This window comes from Sulfurimonas sp. NWX367 (genome assembly GCF_039667065.1).
Classification (GTDB): domain Bacteria; phylum Campylobacterota; class Campylobacteria; order Campylobacterales; family Sulfurimonadaceae; genus Sulfurimonas; species Sulfurimonas hydrogeniphila.
Genome location: NZ_JALCZM010000002.1, coordinates 247,862 through 263,369 on the forward strand (window position 1 = coordinate 247,862; position 15,508 = coordinate 263,369).

At 38.5% G+C, this 15,508-nt stretch carries 22 protein-coding genes; 18 read left to right on the top strand and 4 right to left on the bottom strand.

The features are described from left to right. The 3 genes from MNY28_RS05920 to MNY28_RS05930 are packed head-to-tail and all read left to right on the top strand — an operon-like array spanning position 1 to position 2,261. Positions 1-345 (top strand): hypothetical protein, encoded by a 345-nt coding sequence (locus tag MNY28_RS05920; RefSeq protein ID WP_151901228.1) that lies wholly within the window; start codon positions 1-3, stop codon positions 343-345. 18 nt (positions 346-363) lie between these two features. Continuing rightward, positions 364-1,578, top strand: coding sequence for a PAS domain-containing sensor histidine kinase (locus MNY28_RS05925; protein ID WP_151901227.1), 1,215 nt, complete (start codon positions 364-366; stop codon positions 1,576-1,578). Continuing rightward, positions 1,578-2,261 (top strand): response regulator transcription factor, encoded by a 684-nt coding sequence (locus MNY28_RS05930; RefSeq protein WP_346389198.1) that lies wholly within the window; start codon positions 1,578-1,580, stop codon positions 2,259-2,261. The genes MNY28_RS05925 and MNY28_RS05930 overlap by 1 nt, the downstream gene beginning before the upstream one ends. Before the next feature lie 7 nt (positions 2,262-2,268). Here MNY28_RS05930 and MNY28_RS05935 read toward each other — a convergent pair whose 3' ends face one another. The 4 genes from MNY28_RS05935 to MNY28_RS05950 all read right to left on the bottom strand — a co-directional run bounded on the left by MNY28_RS05935 (position 2,269) and on the right by MNY28_RS05950 (position 5,453). Continuing rightward, the gene (locus tag MNY28_RS05935) at positions 2,269-2,397 is read right to left on the bottom strand and encodes a hypothetical protein (RefSeq protein WP_255613235.1); all 129 of its coding nucleotides are present in this window, start codon (positions 2,395-2,397) and stop codon (positions 2,269-2,271) included. Between the two features lie 131 nt (positions 2,398-2,528). Continuing rightward, a complete protein-coding gene (locus tag MNY28_RS05940) occupies positions 2,529-3,230 on the bottom strand; it encodes an anaerobic ribonucleoside-triphosphate reductase activating protein (RefSeq protein ID WP_346389199.1) in 702 nt (233 codons plus the stop codon). Beyond that, a complete protein-coding gene (gene nrdD, locus MNY28_RS05945) occupies positions 3,196-3,345 on the bottom strand; it encodes an anaerobic ribonucleoside-triphosphate reductase (RefSeq protein WP_151901559.1) in 150 nt (49 codons plus the stop codon). The genes MNY28_RS05940 and nrdD overlap by 35 nt, the downstream gene beginning before the upstream one ends. Beyond that, a complete protein-coding gene (locus tag MNY28_RS05950) occupies positions 3,345-5,453 on the bottom strand; it encodes a ribonucleoside triphosphate reductase (protein ID WP_151901224.1) in 2,109 nt (702 codons plus the stop codon). Before MNY28_RS05950 ends, nrdD begins: the two co-directional genes overlap by 1 nt. A gap of 275 nt (positions 5,454-5,728) precedes the next feature. Here MNY28_RS05950 and rpmJ point away from each other — a divergent pair, with 275 nt between their 5' ends. The 15 genes from rpmJ (at position 5,729) to MNY28_RS06025 (ending at position 15,507) form a co-directional block, all read left to right on the top strand. After that, entirely contained in the window at positions 5,729-5,842 is a 114-nt protein-coding gene (gene rpmJ, locus MNY28_RS05955; protein WP_041675103.1) for a 50S ribosomal protein L36, read from the top strand. 2 nt (positions 5,843-5,844) lie between these two features. Beyond that, positions 5,845-6,207 (top strand): 30S ribosomal protein S13, encoded by a 363-nt coding sequence (gene rpsM, locus MNY28_RS05960; protein ID WP_151901223.1) that lies wholly within the window; start codon positions 5,845-5,847, stop codon positions 6,205-6,207. An 11-nt stretch (positions 6,208-6,218) separates the two neighbouring features. Then, entirely contained in the window at positions 6,219-6,611 is a 393-nt protein-coding gene (gene rpsK, locus MNY28_RS05965; protein WP_151901222.1) for a 30S ribosomal protein S11, read from the top strand. An 11-nt stretch (positions 6,612-6,622) separates the two neighbouring features. Next, a complete protein-coding gene (gene rpsD / locus MNY28_RS05970; RefSeq protein WP_151901221.1) occupies positions 6,623-7,249 on the top strand; it encodes a 30S ribosomal protein S4 in 627 nt (208 codons plus the stop codon). A gap of 27 nt (positions 7,250-7,276) precedes the next feature. Beyond that, positions 7,277-8,281: a DNA-directed RNA polymerase subunit alpha gene (locus MNY28_RS05975; protein WP_346389200.1), complete on the top strand. Its 1,005-nt coding sequence runs from the start codon at positions 7,277-7,279 to the stop codon at positions 8,279-8,281. Positions 8,282-8,292: 11 nt separating this feature from the next. Further along, positions 8,293-8,643: a 50S ribosomal protein L17 gene (gene rplQ, locus MNY28_RS05980; protein ID WP_151901219.1), complete on the top strand. Its 351-nt coding sequence runs from the start codon at positions 8,293-8,295 to the stop codon at positions 8,641-8,643. A 116-nt stretch (positions 8,644-8,759) separates the two neighbouring features. Beyond that, the gene (locus MNY28_RS05985) at positions 8,760-10,004 is read left to right on the top strand and encodes an aldo/keto reductase (RefSeq protein WP_346389201.1); all 1,245 of its coding nucleotides are present in this window, start codon (positions 8,760-8,762) and stop codon (positions 10,002-10,004) included. A gap of 324 nt (positions 10,005-10,328) precedes the next feature. After that, a complete protein-coding gene (locus MNY28_RS05990; protein ID WP_151901217.1) occupies positions 10,329-10,604 on the top strand; it encodes a NifU family protein in 276 nt (91 codons plus the stop codon). Positions 10,605-10,613: 9 nt separating this feature from the next. Beyond that, on the top strand, positions 10,614-11,207 hold the full coding sequence (locus MNY28_RS05995; RefSeq protein WP_151901216.1) for a hypothetical protein: 594 nt from the start codon (positions 10,614-10,616) through the stop codon (positions 11,205-11,207). After that, entirely contained in the window at positions 11,197-12,492 is a 1,296-nt protein-coding gene (locus MNY28_RS06000) for a UDP-N-acetylmuramoyl-L-alanyl-D-glutamate--2,6-diaminopimelate ligase (RefSeq protein ID WP_346389202.1), read from the top strand. The genes MNY28_RS05995 and MNY28_RS06000 overlap by 11 nt, the downstream gene beginning before the upstream one ends. Positions 12,493-12,592: 100 nt before the next feature. Then, a complete protein-coding gene (locus MNY28_RS06005) occupies positions 12,593-12,967 on the top strand; it encodes a (2Fe-2S) ferredoxin domain-containing protein (RefSeq protein ID WP_151901214.1) in 375 nt (124 codons plus the stop codon). A gap of 10 nt (positions 12,968-12,977) precedes the next feature. Continuing rightward, positions 12,978-13,343: an aspartate 1-decarboxylase gene (gene panD / locus MNY28_RS06010; RefSeq protein ID WP_151901213.1), complete on the top strand. Its 366-nt coding sequence runs from the start codon at positions 12,978-12,980 to the stop codon at positions 13,341-13,343. A 21-nt stretch (positions 13,344-13,364) separates the two neighbouring features. After that, the gene (locus MNY28_RS06015; RefSeq protein ID WP_346389203.1) at positions 13,365-13,658 is read left to right on the top strand and encodes a YbaB/EbfC family nucleoid-associated protein; all 294 of its coding nucleotides are present in this window, start codon (positions 13,365-13,367) and stop codon (positions 13,656-13,658) included. Beyond that, positions 13,659-14,639, top strand: coding sequence for a PDZ domain-containing protein (locus tag MNY28_RS06020; RefSeq protein ID WP_346389204.1), 981 nt, complete (start codon positions 13,659-13,661; stop codon positions 14,637-14,639). A gap of 19 nt (positions 14,640-14,658) precedes the next feature. Then, positions 14,659-15,507, top strand: coding sequence for a polyprenyl synthetase family protein (locus MNY28_RS06025; protein WP_346389205.1), 849 nt, complete (start codon positions 14,659-14,661; stop codon positions 15,505-15,507). Position 15,508: the final 1 nt, after the last annotated feature.

Here is a 15,508-nt window from a genome sequence, read left to right on the forward strand (position 1 = left end):
ATGATTTTAGGAAAATGCCCATATTGCGAGGATGGGGAGATTGAGGTACGCGACAAAGAGGTGCGAGGAAAAAAAGTAAAACTCTATGCCTGTTCAAACGCCCACTGGCAGACAGAAGACGGAGAGATGTTTGAAGTGACGCCGGAATCTACATGCAGCTTCAGAATCTGGCAGAACTCTTTGGCAAAATACGGTAAATGGCTGGGTTACAAGGAGGTCAGAGAACTTTTAAGTGAGGGGGAACTCGAAGTGGAACTGCTCAGTAAAAAATACGGCAAAAAGATTTACTATACAAAAAATATAATTTTGAATGAAGAGTATGGCGTAAGTGTACTTTGGGATTAGTTTGGCTAAAATTAAACTATGTTAGAACAGTATAAAGAAGCGATTGAAAAAAGCAATATTATCTCAAAAACCGATGTCAACGGCATCATTACCTTTGTCAATGAGGAGTTTTGCAAAATTTCGGGCTATTCAAAAGAGGAACTGCTCGGGAAAAACCACAATATTGTCAGACATCCTGATGTCGCAACCTCCGTGTTTAAGAAATTGTGGGAGACAATCAAGGCAAAAAAAACATACAAGGCTACCGTAAAAAACAGAGCAAAAGACGGGAGAACTTTTTATGTCAATACCACCGTCATTCCCATCCTTGACAAACAAAACAACATTGAAGAGTTTGTGGCGATTCGTTATGATGTTACAAAAGAGGTGTTTTACAAAAAGAGTCTGGAGCAAAAAGAAAAAGAGCTGCAGGAACTCAATGAAAATCTTGAAAAAAGGGTGCAGGAGAAGACACAGGAGCTTAAAGAACTCAATGAAACGCTTGAGCTTCGGGTGCAAGAAGAGATAGCCAAAAATGAACAAAAGCAAAAAGTGATGTTTTGGCAGTCACGGCTTGCAAGTCTGGGCGAGATGCTTGCAAACATAGCCCATCAGTGGAGACAACCGCTCACAGAACTCAGTCTGACACTCTTTAGTTTAAAAAAAGCAGCGCTTAACAACGAAGAAGAGGAAGTGCAGAGTCTGTATGATGAGAGCAAGGCAATTATACAGAATATGTCGACGACGATTGATGATTTTACCAACTTTTTTAAACCGACAAAGCAGAAAAACTATTTCAAAATAGCAGACAGTATCAATGAATCATTAAACATTTTAGAAAAAATTATAATCAAAGAGATGATCAGTGTGCATACGGAGTTTGAAGATGTGGAAATTTTAGGCATTTCAAATGAGTTGACACAGGTGATTATCAATCTTATCCAAAATTCAAAAGATGCTTTTTTACAGTCGTCTGTTTTGATAAAAGAGATACATATACGTGTAAAAAAAGAAAAAGATTTTGCACTTATAGAGTTTAGTGACAATGCCGGCGGTATCAAAGAAAAAGAGATTTATAAAATCTTTGAACCCTATTTTACGACAAAGCACTCCTCTTCGGGTACAGGACTTGGGCTGTTTATGTCGAGAATGATTTGCGAACAGGGCTTGAACGGTTCCATAGATGTAAAATCCAAAAACGGCTCTACAACTTTCAGTATAAAAATTCCGCTGCAAAACAGAGAGAAAAGATAATGAGAAATAAATTTTTAAAAAGTCTGAAAGTTTTATTTGTTGAAGATGAAGAAAAACTTTCACTGTTGCTGAAAAATGCTATCGGAGACCATTTTCACAGTTTTTTACTGGCAAAAGACGGAGATGAGGGCTTACATATATACAAGAAGGTTTTTCCGGACATTGTGATCACCGATATTATGATGCCAAACAAAAGCGGACTGGAGATGGCTCAGGAGATCAAACGTATAAATCCACAGAGCAAAATTATAATACTGAGTGCTTTTAGCGATGTGGAAAAATTGTTGGGTGCAATAGATACCGGAGTTGTTAAGTACTTTATAAAACCTTTTGATCCGGATGAGGTTTTACAGTATATTCTCTCACTCGAAGCAAGCATTGGTAAAAAGCTTTTAAATTTTTTGGACGGATTTGTATTTAATAAAACCACCAACAGTCTATACAAAAACAACAGATATATCGCACTTTCAAAAAAGGAACTTCTGTTTTTGCAGGCGTTAGTCAAAAACTATGAGGAGAACCGAGGTATTTTGGAGTATGCAACAATCAAAAATATGATTTGGAAGGAAGATGTAAGTGATGAAAGATTGAGAACATTTATAAGGCGCTTTAGAGAAAAAACCTCCAAAGAGTTCCTTATAAATGTAAAAGGACTTGGTTATCAGATAGCGTTTAATCAATAGCCTCGGATTAATTCTGACCCGGATGGTATGGTCTTGCAATAGCCGGTTTTTTCACTTCTTTTTTGTCGTAGTGTACTGTGTCCTGTGCCTGTAGTGCAACCATTGCCAATGTAAATGTCAGTATAACTTTTGTCATGATATTTCCTTGTGAAGAGTATACAAATACTCAGTTTTTTTAAATAAGACAAATTTTGTCTGATTTAAATTTCACAGAATGATAACTTATAAACGGCAGTAAAAAATTGATTTACGTCAAGAAAAAGGAATTTATCTCCAAATAACAGGAAAATTACTTCTTAAGAGGGATTTGTTGAAAGGTTTTGAAGGTTTTTGCAATCCGCCTACAGTACTTTTTGCTTCGATAAACTCCTGAATATAATAGGTATTCTTATAGCCTCTCTCTTTTAAATCTGACAGAATGCAGTTGATGTCATCTACATTGAGCAAGTCGCTATGGAGTGTGGTGCGTACTTCAAAATCAATACCACTGCGGATAAGCAGGTCAAGTGTTTGGCTGAATTCATGAAATTTGCCGGAGTGTGTTACAGGTGTGAATTTATACTGGGGGGCTTTATAATCCAGCGCGACATAATCAAGCAGGTCCAGACCAAGGAGTTCCTTTACATGTAAAGGGTTTGTGCCGTTGGTATCAAGTTTGATTAAAAATCCGAGCTTTTTGATTGCCTTGCAAAAGTCAGTGAGGGCATAGGAAGAGGCTTCTCCGCCTGAGAGAACGACAGCATCAAGCAAAGAGACTCTTGTTCGCAAAAACTTCAGCACATCTTCCATACTGTAACTGCCTTCTTTTGCAAAGACTATCTCTTTGTTGTAGCAAAAATCACAGCGCATATTGCACCCGCTGAACCATATGATGCAGGCTAGATGATCAGGGTAGTCCAAATGGGTAAATTTTGTGATATCATAAATGCATTTTTTACTCTTTGAACTGTTTGCGTTGTCTGTGTTCACCGGTTTTTCCCAGGTTGAAGCTTTCAACAGGACGATGATATCCCATGACGCGTGTGTATACTATACATTTTTGTCTCTGTTCTTTAAGTTCTTCTAAGATTTTATTTTTATTTATCATGATGCTTCCTTTTTGTTGTTTTCATATTCTTGTATCAGTGCTTCGTCACATTTTGGGCAGTATTCGTGTTCTCCTGAGAGATAGCCGTGTTTTGGACAAACTGAAAAGAGCGGTGTTACCGTAATATAAGGCAGTCTGAAATTTGTGATGACATTTTTGACCAGTCTGCGGCAGGCTTCGGTTGAGCTGAGACGCTCCTGCATGTAAAGGTGCAAAACAGTGCCACCGGTGTATTTTGTCTGCAGTTCATCCTGCAGAGTGAGTGCTTCAAAAGGGTCATCTGTCAGACCCACAGGAATCTGTGAAGAGTTGGTATAGTAGATGTTTTCATCCATACCGGCCTGTATGATTTTGTCACCGTATCTTTTTTTGTCCTCTTTGGCAAACCGGTAGGTTGTTCCCTCCGCCGGTGTGGCTTCAAGGTTGTAAAGATTGCCTGTTTCCTCCTGAAACTCGACCATTCTTTTTCTTATGTGGTCTAATATCTCAGTGGCAAAGTCAATGCCCTGTGTGGAACTGATGTCATAGGCTCCTCCGGTAAAATTCAAAATCATTTCATTCATCCCGTTGACCCCGATGGTAGAAAAGTGGTTTCTAAACCCGGGCAGATATCTTTTTGTATAAGGGAAAAGTCCTCTGTCGTACATCTCTTGAATAAAAACACGTTTTTTCTCCAGTGTAGACTTTGCATACTCCATCAGTTCGTCAAGGCGTTCAAGCAGAGATTCCATATTGCCTTTGTGCAAAAAGCCCAGCCTTGCCATATTAATAGTGACAACCCCTATGCTGCCTGTCATTTCCGCACTGCCGAAAAGACCACCGCCTCGTTTAAGCAATTCTCTTAAATCAAGCTGTAGTCTGCAGCACATACTTCTGACATGTCCGGGTTTGTAGGCCTCTTCGTTTGCGATGATTTCCCCGTTTTTGTCCCGTTTGTATTGGCTCCCTATGAAATTTTGGAAGTAGGAGGAGCCAATTTTAGCGGTGTTTTCAAACAGCAAATCCGTATTTTCACCGTACCAGTCAAAATCTTCTGTAATATTGACGGTAGGTATAGGAAATGTAAAAGGCTGACCGGTTTTGTCTCCCTCTGTCATAACCTCATAGTAAGCTTTGTTGATGATGTGCATCTCTTTTTGAAAATGTTTATAGGTCATCTCTGTGAGGGATGAAACACCCCTCTGCAGTGCTTTGAATCTTAACCCGGTATCTGAAATATTTTTAAAAAGATGCTCCTGCTTACATGTTGGAATCTGATCCTTCAAATCATCAGGAACGTTCCAGTCTATAGTAATATTTGTAAAAGGTGATTGTCCCCATCGAGCGGGTACGTTTAGGTTATATATGAAACTGCGAATACTTTTTTTTACCTCCTTGTATGAAAGTTGATCTTTAAAAAGATAAGGCGCCAGATAGGTGTCAAAAGATGAAAAGGCCTGGGCGCCGGCCCATTCACTTTGCAAAATTCCCAAAAAGTTCGCCATTTGTCCGAGAGCTTCTCTGAAATGCTTTGGTGCATCACTCTCTACTCTTCCCCTTACTCCGTTAAATCCTTCATCCAGAAGAACCCTCAGACTCCAGCCGGCACAGTATCCGGTCAAACAGTCCAAATCGTGTATGTGATAGTCCCCGTTTCTATGTGCATACCCCTCTTCTTTTGAGTAAATTTTGTCAAGCCAGTAGTTGGCAATCACTTTGCCTGCTGTATTGTTAACAAGACCGGCGCTGGAGTAGCCTGTATTTGAGTTTGCTTTTATTCTCCAGTCACTTCCGCTGATATACTCTTCTATAGTCTGTGTCGAATGGATATAGGTAGTATCATCTTCAATGGCTTTTTCTCTTTGAAGTTTATGAAGATGTCTGTAGAGTATAAAAGAGCGCATAACATCAAAATATTTTGCTTTGTACAGCTCTTTTTCTATAATGTCCTGTATATCTTCAACAGCAACAATCCGTTTAGCTTCAAGTCTTTGAATGACTTTGATGTATACCGCTTCGTCAAAATCTACATTTTCACTTAAAAAGGCTTTTTTGATGGCATCTTCTATTTTATAAGAGAAAAATTGTTTGTAGGAACCGTCTCGCTTTAAAATATACTCTACCATCTGTTGTTTTCCTTCTTAAGTGATATCGACAGTTTATAAAAACCGGCGTTAAAAATCACTAATAAAATTTGTCACTTTTGTGTCACTTCCTATGGTCTTAATAATACTTTTACATTGTTTTGGATATAATTCCCATCCACTTTACTGTTTTAACAAAGCAAAGAGTATTTCTATCTATATGATTACATGTAGATAAAAGTATTGGCAAGCAACGTTATTACAAGTGTTATGCGCTTGCCTAAAGGCAGTAAAGATGTTACCACAGGAGACTTTCAATGAAAGTACGTGCTTCAGTAAAGAAGATGTGTGATGACTGTAAAGTTATCAAAAGAAGAGGTATTGTAAGAGTAATCTGCAAGAACCCTAAACATAAACAGAGACAAGGATAATCATGGCTCGTATTGCTGGTGTTGATTTACCTAAGAAAAAAAGAATAGAGTATGCATTAACATACGTCTATGGAATTGGTCTTCATACTGCCCGTCAAATATTAGACGCGACAGGAATTGACTACAATAAAAGAGTTTTCGAATTAAACGAAGAAGATGTAGCAGCTATAACAAAAGAGATCCGTGAAAACCATATGGTTGAGGGTGATTTGCGTAAAAAAGTTGCTATGGATATTAAAGCACTTATGGATTTAGGTTCATACAGAGGGCTTCGTCACCGTCGTGGTCTTCCATGCCGTGGTCAAAAAACTAAGACAAATGCGCGTACTCGTAAGGGTAAACGTAAAACTGTCGGCGCAGCGTAAGGAATTATAGTATGGCAAAAAGAAAAGCTGTTAGAAAAAAAGTAATAAAAAAGAATATATCACGTGGTATCATTCATATTGCGGCATCATTTAATAATACTCTTGTGACTATTACAGATGAAATGGGTAATATGATTGCTTGGAGTTCTGCCGGTTCTTTAGGATTTAAAGGTTCTAAAAAATCAACTCCGTTTGCTGCACAGGCTGCTGTTGAAGATGCAGTTGCAAAAGCACAGGTACATGGTATAAAAGAGCTTGGTATTAAAGTTCAAGGTCCCGGTTCTGGTCGTGAAACTGCAGTAAAAGCTGTCGGAGCTATCGAAGGAATCCGTGTTACATTTATGAAAGATGTTACACCATTACCACACAACGGTTGTCGCGCGCCTAAGCGTCGTAGAGTTTAAGGAGATTACTGATGGCAAGATATAGAGGTCCAGTAGAAAAAATCGAGAGAAGATTCGGAGTAAGCCTTAACCTAAAAGGTGAGCGTCGTTTGGCAGGAAAATCTGCTTTAGAGAAGCGTCCTTACGGTCCAGGCCAACATGGTCAGCGTCGTAAAAAAGTTTCTGAGTATGGTTTACAGCTTAATGAAAAGCAAAAAGCGAAATTTATGTATGGTATTTCTGAAAAGCAATTCCGTGCTTTATTCGTTGAAGCTAAGCGTCGTGATGGAAATACAGGTACAAACCTTATTACATTAATCGAGCAGAGATTAGACAATGTTGTGTACAGAATGGGATTCGCATCTACTCGTAGATTTGCACGTCAACTTGTAACACACGGTCATATTTTGGTAGATGGCAAAAAACTTGATATTCCTTCTTACCGTGTTAAACCGGGACAAAAGATTGAAGTAAAAGAAGCGAGCAAAAAGAACAATCAGATTGTTCGTGCTATTGAACTTACAAACCAAACTGGTCTTGCTCCTTGGGTAGACATTGATGCTGAAAAAGTGTATGGTATCTTTACTCGTCTTCCGGAGCGTGAAGAAGTTGTTATTCCAGTTGAAGAACGTTTAATCGTTGAACTTTACTCGAAATAATAATTTAATACAAAAGGCGTAAAAGATATGAAAAAAATTAAAACTACTCCACTTGCTCCACAAGAGTTTGAGGTAGAACAAATAAGTGACAATGAAGCAAACATTATGGCATACCCTTTTGAAGTAGGGTACGCTATATCGTTGGCTCATCCACTTCGCCGTTTTTTATTAAGCAGTTCGGTTGGTTATGCACCAATCGCAATTAAAATCGAAGGTGCCAAACATGAGTTTGACTCGGTTCGCGGTATGCTTGAAGATATTTCAGATTTTATTTTAAATTTGAAAGAGATACGCTTTAAACTGAACAATGATGCAACAGAAGCTGAGATTAACTACAGTTTTGCGGGACCGTGTGCCATTAAAGGCGGCGATCTCAGCAATGATGAAGTAGAGGTGGTAACACCGGATGCTCCGCTTGCAACTTTAAATGAAGATTCTACACTGAATTTTACGCTTAAAATTGCACAGGGTATCGGCTATGTTGCGAGTGAAGATACTGCTGCGGAAGTTGATGATGATGAATATATCGCATTGGATGCATATTTTACTCCGGTAAGAAGTGCTACATATAAAATTGACAATGTACTGGTAGAAGATAATCCTAACTTTGAAAGAGTTATTATGAATATCAGAACTGATGGACAAATTTCACCAATCGATGCATTTAGAAACTCTTTGGAAGTAATGTATGCACAGTTGGCTGTATTTAATTCAGAAATCAGTATTAAAGCGCCTGCTACCATTGAAAGAGTTGAAGAGTCACCTGATTTGAAAAAACTAACAACAAACATTGACAGTTTAGGATTAAGTGCGCGTAGCTTTAATTGTCTTGATCGCTCAAACATTAAACTTATTGGTGAGATTGTACTTATGAGTACAAACGATTTGAAAAATGTGAAAAATCTTGGAAAAAAATCTTACGATGAAATCGTAGAAAAAGTTCAAGAGTTTGGTTTTGAAGTTGGTGCTGATTTAGCTGATGATGTAGTTACTGCACTAAAAAAGAAAATAGAAGCCGTACAGGCACAATAGAGGAATGAGATATGAGACACCGTCATGGATATCGTAAGCTAGGTCGTACAAGTGCACACCGTAAAGCACTTTTAGCGAACCTTAGTATTTCGTTAATAGAACATGGTAAAATAGAAACAACTGCTGTAAAAGCAAAAGAGCTACGCTCTTATATTGAGAAACTTATCACAACTGCTGGTAAAAATGACTCAAATGCACACAGAGCAGTATTTGCTGCGCTTCAAAACAAAGAAGCAACGAAAACTTTAGTAAATGAACTCGCACCGAAGTATGTTGATCGTACAGGTGGATATACTAGAATAGTGAGAACTCGTATTCGTCGTGGTGATGCTACACCAATGGCATTTATCGAATTAGTATAGTTATTATATTTACAATACCAGACCCTGTGTCTGTTATTGTAACTTCTTTTTAAACTTTCCCCATTAGACAGAGAGAATTTACGAATTCTAAAATACTTTACAATACAGGACGCATTATGAGTACTTTCGCATTCGGAACTTACAGAGTCACAGATGAGAATCCTTTGCATATAGAAGCATTGAAAGAGGCTGTATACGCCGGGATAGAACTGATTGACACCTCTACAAATTATACAGACGGCGGTGCCGAAAGAGCAATCGGCAAAGTGCTGCGCAGTGTTCCTGATGAAATCAGAGATAAAATTAAAATTGTAAGCAAATACGGATATATCCAGGGTTCAAATTTGCTCGCACACAAAGAAATGCCTTTTGAAGATGTTGTAGAGTTCAGTGAACACTGTTACCACTCAATTGCAAAATCGTTTCTAAAAAAACAGCTTGATGCTTCACTCCAAAGACTGCAAATGAGTAAACTTGATTGTTATTTAATTCACAATCCTGAGTATTTTTTGCTTGATGCTCTCAATAAGGGCAAAAACAGAGATGAAGTTTTGGATGAAATGTACCAAAGAATCTATGAAGCATTTGTGGGCTTGGAAGAAGAGGTTAAAGAGGGACGTATCAGCTCCTATGGTATCAGTTCCAACAGCTTTGCAAAGGCAGAGGACGATTTGGAGTTTTTGCCCTATGAAAGTTTACTGACACTTGCCCAAAATGCCGCAGATGAAGCGGGAAACAGACAACACAGTTTTACCACAGTGCAACTGCCAATAAACAAAGTTGAAAAAGAAGGTCTCAAATGTGCGGGCTGGGCGAAAAAAAATGGGCTGAGAGTCCTTGCCAACCGTCCGTTAAATGCACAAAAAAACAAACTGATGCACAGACTGGCCGATTATGATGAAAGCAGAGAATACTATACCTATCTGAATGAATTGCTTCAGGCCTGTGACAATGATTTACTCAAACCGTTGTATAATTTGATTGAACAAATGGATGAAAATAAGCACAAGTTCGGATGGATTGGTGAGTATGACACTTTTTTGCATTCACAGATTATTCCTCACATAAGAGAAGCATTGAAGAATTTAGAACCGGATTCTTTGGATGAATTACTCAGATTTGTAGATCTTTTTTTACAAGAGTACAGAACAATGGTTGCATACGAGTGTTCAAAACGTGTGAGAAGTGAACTTAAAGAAGAATTTCAGGGGTGTCATAAAAAAACCCAGGTGTGTGCTTTGGAATTTTTATATAAACAGGATGTAATTGATTATATACTCGTCGGTATGCGAAAGCCCTCTTACGTACAAGAGGTTATGGCTTTAAAAGATGAGTTAAATAATAATTTTATGACTTGTTAAGCGATTTTGTCATATTTTATGATAATAGAAGAGTTATATTGCCATCCCAAAGCAAACTTAAGCATACCAGTAACTCATCAAGAGGTAAGATGTGAAGTAGCTATTCTGAAGGCTCTACTAGTAGAGTTGAGGAATAGATGCTTTGCAGGTTGCCTCTTTATGTGTTATCCAAAGGACGATTAAAAGAACATACACTTGACTTCGTTACAAATCCTTGAAGCTACTAGTAGCTCCTGCGAATTTGTGCCTCGCAATTGCATATTCTTTTAATCGCTGGTATGCTTAAGTTTGCTTTGGGATGGCAATAATATAAAAAGGATAAGTATGATTCCATTTACAGATGAAGAATTATTGGAACCGGTTCGGCGTGTTATAGACAAGGTGCGCCCCTCTTTGGCGCTTGACGGGGGAGACATAGATTTTATTACCGTGAAAAACGGAAGTGTCTATGTACAGCTAAAAGGTGCATGCATAGGGTGTGCGAGCAGTGGAAGTACATTAAAGTACGGTGTCGAGAGACAGTTGAGAATGGATATCCATCCTGAAATAACTGTTGTCAATGTCCCGATGGGCATGGAAAACGATATAGATAATTTATAAAAGAAGCATATGGGAACAATAAGTAAATATAAAATATTATCACAGGCAAAAGAGAATTTTTCGCGGGCGGAATATAAAAATGCCTTAGATAAATTTGCACAGGTTTTGCAAAATGATCCGGATTCAAAAGAGGCTTTTAACGGGGTTATACTTTCGGAAATGGCTATGAGCGGAGAAGAGGGTGCCGAAGCACTGTTTGATTATTATGAAATATTAAGAGAAGAAGACAAAGAAGAAGCTGATGCTATTATGAGTGAAATACTTGAAAGCATGGACGGTACCTTGGAAAAACTCAGTGAAGTATTTGCCGAACCTTTGCGTAACAGATTGGAGTTTGAAGAGGGGATTCTCTACAGTGATTTTCAAAAAATTTTGGATGAAGGCGGAGATTTTGTAGAAACCTTTGAAAATATTATGTTTTCTACCCGAGTAATTATAACAAACAAAGAAGATTTTTTAGATTTTTTAGACAAACTGATTGAACATGATTTTGCACAAATGGCATTAACCTATCTTGAAAATGCTCTGAGTGTATATCCCGGTGACAAACTCTTGCGAAAACTGTTAAAAAAACTGGCACAGGGCAAAAATATTGAAAATTGAACTGCCAAATCAAGCGTATAAATATATCACTGAAAACTCAAAAGAGTGTGATGCCGAGACGGCGTTTGTTCTGACGCACCAAAACAGCGGCTACATAGAAGACGCAAAGAGGAATAATGCCCACTCTATTGTCAGAATCGAAGACATTGCAGAGTTCTTTGGTGTTGACCAGATTAAAATAATCGGTATTACCGGTACAAACGGCAAAACTACAACGGCAAGTGCAATCTATTCATTTTTACTCGATCTTGGCTACAAGGCTGCAATGCAGGGAACCCGCGGGTTGTTTATGAATGATGAGGCATGTGAGGGAAAAACGCTTACCACCCCATCCGTACTCAATACCTACAGGCATATTTACCAGGCAGTGAGAGCGGGATGTGAGTATTTTGTAATGGAAGTCAGTTCCCATGCAATCGTGCAAAAACGTATTGAAGGCCTCAGTTTTGCGCTGAAAATTTTGACAAATATCACTCAGGATCATCTGGACTATCATAAAACTTTAGAAGAATATATACATGTAAAAAACAGTTTTTTTCAGGATGAGAGCAAAAAACTTATAAACAAAGATGAATCCAAAGCTGCATTTAATTTTAAAAATGCCTACACATACGGTATAGAAAATCCTGCAACATACAGACTTATGGCATATTCTCTCAATGACGGCTCAAGTGGTATTATCCAGCATTTTCAAGAGATTGTCCCTTTTACCGCTTCACTTCACGGTTTTTTTAATCTGTATAATTTGATGGCTGCCATATCGGCAACACATCTCATAACAGACAAAAGTCTTGAAGAGATTGCAGATGTGGTGGATAATTTTGCAGGGGTGAGCGGAAGAATGGAACAGGTCTGTGCTGCTCCGAATGTCATAGTGGATTTTGCACACACACCTGACGGTATGGCTCAGGTACTCAATGCTTTGAAAGAAAAAGAACTGATTGTCGTTTTTGGAGCAGGCGGTGACAGAGACAGAAAAAAACGACCGCTTATGGGCAGGGTAGCTGCAAGTCTTGCCAAAAAGGTCATTGTTACGAGTGATAATCCGCGTTATGAAGATCCGCAGACAATTGTAGAGGATATTTTAGAAGGCATACAGGAAAAATCAAATATTATGGTTGAGCTTAACAGAAAAAAAGCAATACAGATGGCACTTGAGTTGCAAGGAGAAGATGACGTTGTTGTTATTCTCGGAAAAGGCGATGAAACAGACCAAATTATTTATGATGAAAAATTTCCTTTTGATGACAGAGAAGTTGTAAAAGAACTTTTGAATTTAGAGTGAAAATAGTAGAAAATAGCTTAAAAATCTAAACTTATTTCACTTTATTAGAAAACAGATGCAAATTTTCGATATAATTGCGAAAAAATTAAGGATTATTTCAATGGGAATTCCACAACCGGCATTTTATATCTTCAAGTGTGAGCAGTCTGCTCCTCCGGGTATGCCAAAACCATCATGTGTTACACCAGAGACGCAGGACCTGTTTCAATACACGGCCCAAAAACTGATGAAAGAAGGGATTATGATGACAGCACCAATCGTGCGCACTTCATGTCTTAACCGTTGTTCGGCAGGTCCTGTTATGTTAGTAGAGCCGGGACATACTATGTATGTAGGCCTAAACAAGGAAAAAATTGACCGTATTATAGAAGAACATATAATCGGCGGAAAAGTTGTTGAAGAATATGTAATTGATTCTGAAATGTGGGATGAGCCTATATCTCCTGCTGATGCAAAAAAACAGATGGGAATGTAGGAAAACAGTCATGTTAATGGAAATGTTGTACAGCAAAATACACCGTGCCACTGTAACTGATGCTAATTTGAACTATGTTGGCTCGATTACCATAGATGAAGAACTTTTAGAAGCTGCCAAGATGAGAGTCGGACAAAAGGTAGAAATCCTTAATATTAACAATGGTGAGCGATTTTCTACCTATATCATTCTAGGCGAAAGAGGAAAACGTGACATTTGCTTAAATGGTGCAGCAGCAAGAAAAGTACACAAAGGCGACAAGGTTATCATTGTAGCCTACGGTACTTATGACGAAAAAGAACTTGAAAGCTACAAACCAAAAGTTGTTATTTTGGATGATGACAATAACATCGACGCTATTCACGATGAGATTTAATGATGAATGTGAGATGTCATAGTGTTTGGTAATCTTGGCGATATGGGCAAACTCCTTGAAGGAATGCAGGAAAATGCTGCAAAACTTCAAGAAGAGCTGGCAAATAAAACTTTTAGTGTCAAAAGCGGTGGAGGGATGATTGAACTCACCCTCAACGGCAACGGCGAAGTCATTGATCTTAATATTGATGAAGAGCTCTTAAGCGACAAAGACTCCCTGCAGATTTTACTTATAGGCGCCATCAATGATGCAAATAAAATGGTACAACAAAATCAACAAAACAGTGCTTTGAGTATGTTTGGCGGGCTCAAATAGGTGCTTCGCCTGTTTCTCATACTGCATCTTTTCTTTTTTAATGTTTATGCCTGTAAAGGCGGGTATGATTTTTGTGTCAAAAAAGCAAAAGATGCAAAAATAATACATGGCAGGGCACTTTTTATTCCTGTCGAAAAAAATCACCGTATTGTCTTTTCCCGACAAAAACCCCAATCAAAAATTTTAAAACATGACCCCTTTTTGTCTCTGTATCTTATCGAAGAGAAAACCTCTTTTGCCTATCCGTATGATCTGAATATGCGTTTACAGCTTGGAACTGCTATAGTCAATGCCGAGGAAGCCAAAGAAGGAAGTATGCTGGTACATCAGGTAGGACTCGACTTTTTTGGAAAATACAGTCAAAAACTTTCTTTGCCGGCTATCATCAGCAGCAGCTGCTGCTCTTTGGAAGCTGTTGTCAGTAAAAAAGGGGTGATAGAAAAAGAGTATCTGCAGTATTTTCTCAAAACAGAAAAGGTCCGTTATGCTGACATCGGTGTTCGTGTAAATGATGCAAACAGATCAGTAGTCGTCATTGCAAGTGATCCCTATATGCCGGACAATCCTTTTAAAAAAGGTGACTGTATACTGTATTACGACAACAAAAAAGTGAAAAATGCCGCATCATTTATGAGAAAAGTTCTTTTTGGCTCTTTGGGAGTTAAACACACGGTGCAGATAAAGCGTGGAGGAACGTTGCTGACTTTTGAAGTGCAGAGCAGGCAAAGATACGGCGGCGGTTTTTTGAGTGATACCTTCTTGGAACAAAAAGGGATCTATTTTGATGAGGGTTTACATGTAAGCCGGTTAAAAAAAGCCTTTAAAAACTATGGACTCAAGAGTGGAGACAGACTCATACAGGTGAACGGCATCACTGTAAAGAACCAGGAAGAACTGCGAAAATATATAGAAAACTTTAAAGACTGCTCTTCTTTGTTATTTGAACGCAATAACTTTCAGTTTTTTGTAAAGATTAAGTAGAAAAACAATACAATTTCACATGCAAAACTTCGAACAATTTTTATTAGACAACTTACCGACATCACAAAGTATTCATCCTACATATGAGCGTGCTTTGCAAGATATGCTCAAAGCAGGCGGAAAAAGATTTCGTCCTGCATTGCTGCTGGGTGTTGTCAAAGCCTACAACCCTCTCATGCTTGAATCTGCAAACCATGCAGCCCTGGCTATAGAATTTTTACATACTTATTCGCTTATTCATGATGATCTGCCGGCTATGGATAATTCTCCACTGCGCCGCGGACATCCGACTTTACATGTAAGCTTCGATGAAGTAACGGCAATATTGGCGGGGGATGCTTTAAACACCTATGCCTTCGAGTTTTTGTCCAATGCTCCTTTTTCTGATGAAATACGGGTAAAACTGATTCGTGAGCTTGCAAGCAACGGAGGACTGGGCGGCATGGTGCTGGGACAGGCTATAGACTGTTATTTTGAAAACAAGCCTTTGAAGATAGAAGAGATTAAGATCTTGCATACCAACAAAACAGCAAAACTCATTGCCGCCTCTTTGAAGATGGGCGCTGTTATTGTCGGGCGTGATGATATGGCAGAAAAGTTGTATGATTTTGGGATTAAACTCGGATTGCTGTTTCAAATTCAGGATGATATTTTGGATGTCACACAAAGTTCAGACGAAGCAGGAAAGCTGACAAACAATGATGAAGAGAAAAACAGTTTCGTAACGATACTTGGACTGCAAACGGCAGTAAGAGAGGCAGATGCTTTGGCAGATGAGCTCAACAGTGAAATGTGTAATTTTGATGAGAGCTTGTCAGGCGAGTTGTCACCTTTATTAACAAAATACATAAACAGGCACAAGGAATAAA